At 78.0% G+C, this 2,842-nt stretch carries 1 protein-coding gene; it reads left to right on the forward strand.

Translation table 11 applies throughout. From position 1 onward, the window contains the following. Positions 1–29: 29 nt before the first annotated feature. Positions 30–2,842: condensation domain-containing protein (locus D459_RS33370; RefSeq protein ID WP_241485165.1), on the forward strand; the 2,813-nt coding region annotated here is incomplete at its 3' end.

Raw genomic sequence — 2,842 nt, forward strand, 5'->3', positions numbered from 1 at the left:
GGGTCCCCCCCTGCCACTTCGTCCCGTCCATGCTCCGGGTCTTCCTGGACGCCCCCGAAACGGCCGGCCTGCCGCCGCTGCGCCGGGTGTTCGCCTCCGGCGAGGCGCTGGGCGCCGACGCGGCGGGGCGGTTCGCCGAGGTGCTGCCGGGGGTGGGCCTGCACAACCTGTACGGCCCGACCGAGGCCGCCGTGGACGTCACCTGCTTCGACGCCCTCGGCGGAACGGGGGAGGCCGCCTCCTCCGAAACCGGGGCCTCGGTGCCGATCGGGCTGCCGGTGTGGAACACCCGGGTGCACGTGCTGGACGCGTCGCTGCGGCCGGTCCCGCCCGGCGTCCCCGGGGAGCTCTACCTGGCCGGGGTGCAGCTGGCCCGGGGCTACGTCGGCCGCCCGGACCTGTCCGCCGACCGGTTCGTCGCCTGCCCGTTCGGTTCGCCCGGCGAGCGGATGTACCGCACCGGCGACCTGGTGCGCCGCCGGCCCGGCCGGGACGGGCTGCCCGGCCCGATCGAGTTCCTCGGCCGCACCGACTTCCAGGTCAAGATCCGCGGCCAGCGGATCGAACTCGGCGAGATCGAGGCCGCGCTGCGCGCCCTGCCCGGCGTCGCCGACGCCGCCGCCGCGACGCACCCGGGCCCCTCCGGCGACCCCCGGCTGGTCGGCTACGTGGTGCCCGACCGGGACACCGCCGAATGGGACGCCGCCGGGCTGGCGGAGCTGCGCACGGCCCTGCACGGCACCCTGCCCGCCCCGATGCTGCCCGAGGCGCTCGTCGCGCTGCCCGAACCGCCGCTCACCCCGAGCGGCAAGCTCGACCGGAACTCCCTCCCGTCGCCCACCACCACCCTCAACGGGGGCCCTTCGGGCCGCGGTGATCTCTTCCCGTCGCCCACCACCACCCTCAACGGGGGCCCTTCGGGCCGCGGTGATCTCTTCCCAACGCCCACCACCCTCGACGCAGGCCTTCCGGCCGAGCCGTCCGAAGGCGGGCGGGGCGGCCGGGAGCCCGAGGGCGAGCTGGAGCGGGCCGTCGCCGAGGCGTTCACCGACGCCGCCGGCACGCCGTTCACCCGCGCCGACGACGACTTCTTCGCCCTCGGCGGCAACTCCCTGGCCGCCGCGCGCGCCGCCAACCTGCTGCGCGCCCGGACCGGTACCGACGCCGGGGTCGCCGACGTGTTCGAGGCGCCCACCCCCGAGGCGCTGGCGGCGCGGATCGGAGCCCGCGGCGCCCGCCGCCCCGCGCTCCGCCCCGGCGCCGCCCGGGACTGGGACGGGCCGCTCCCGCTCACCGGCGGCCAGCGCGGCATGTGGGCCGCATCCCGGCTGCACGGCGCCGGTGCCGTCTACAACGTGCCCTGGGTGCTGCGCTGCCGCGGGCGGGTGGACGCCGGCGCGCTGCGCGCGGCGCTGCGCGACGTCGTCGGCCTGCACGAGGTGCTGCGCACGGTCTTCCCCGAGCAGCAGGAGGACGCGCCGCGGCAGGGCCCGCAGAGCGGGGCGCCCGCCGGCCCGGGCGAGCCCTTCCAGCGGGTGCTCCCCGCCGAGCAGGCCCCCGACCCGCTGGAGGAGGCCGACGCCCGCGGGCGCGACGCCGAGGCGCTGCTCGCCGCGGCCGCCGCCCGCCCGTTCGACCTCGCGGCCGAACCCGGCTTCCGCACCGTCCTGCTGCGCACCGGCGAGGACGCCTGGATCCTGCTCTTCCTCTTCCACCACATCGTCATCGACGAGTGGTCCCAGGAGCCGTTCCTGTGGGACCTCCAGGCCGCCTACCGGGCCCGCCTGGACGGGCACGCGCCCGGCTGGGGCGCACCCCGGGTGCAGTACGCCGACTTCGCGCTCTGGCAGGCCGAACTGCTCGGCGACGAGGACGACCCGCGCAGCGCGGCCGCCCGGCAGCGGGCGTTCTGGGCCGAGGCGCTGGCCGGCCTGCCCGGCGAGATCCCGCTGCCTGCCGACCGGCCCCGCCCGGCGCTGCGCGACGGCGCCGGCGGCACCGCCCGCGCCGAACTGCCCGCCGAACTCATGCGGGCCGCCGCAGACCTGGGCCGGCGCCGCGGCGCCAGCACCTTCATGGTGCTCCAGGCCGCGGTGGCGGTGCTGCTGCACCGGATGGGCGCCGGCGACGACGTGCCGCTCGGCTCCCCGGCGACCGGCCGCGCCGACGAGGCGCTGCACGACGCGGTCGGCATGTTCCTCACCACCCTGGTGCTCCGCACCGACCTGTCCGACCGCCCCGGCTTCGCCGAGCTGCTGGACCGGGTCCGCCGCACCGACCTGGACGCCTTCGGCAACGCCGACCTGCCGTTCGACCGGGTGGTCGACGCGGTCGACCCGGAGCGCGCGCCCGGCCGCAACCCGCTGTTCCAGGTGATGGTCTCGCACCAGATCCGGCCGGAGCGGACCGGCCGCCTCCTCGGCCTGGAGACCGAGGTCGACGACGGCGCCATGCGCACCGCCCGGTTCGACCTGGAGTTCGAGTTCGTCGAGACGCCGGGGGAGGAGCCCGCCTCGGTCTCGGTCCGCTACGCCGCCGACATGTTCGACCCCGGCACCGCCGGGGAGCTGGCGGAGCGGCTGGTCCGGCTGCTCACCGAGGCCGTCGCCCACCCGGAGCGCCCGGTCGGCGAGCTCGACCCGCTCTCCGCGGCCGAGCGGGACGCGGTGCTGCACCGGGTCAACGCCACCGGCCGCGAGGCCGGGCCGGCGACCCTGCCCGAGCTGCTGCGCGGCGGCGCCGACGCCGCCGGGGCCGACGCGCCCGCGGTCGTCTTCCAGGGCGAGTCCGTCTCCCGTGCGGAGTTCGATGGGCGGGTGGCGCGGTTGGCGCGTGAGCTGGT

Origin of the sequence: Nocardiopsis potens DSM 45234, assembly GCF_000341105.1 — a bacterium.
Taxonomy (GTDB): domain Bacteria; phylum Actinomycetota; class Actinomycetes; order Streptosporangiales; family Streptosporangiaceae; genus Nocardiopsis_A; species Nocardiopsis_A potens.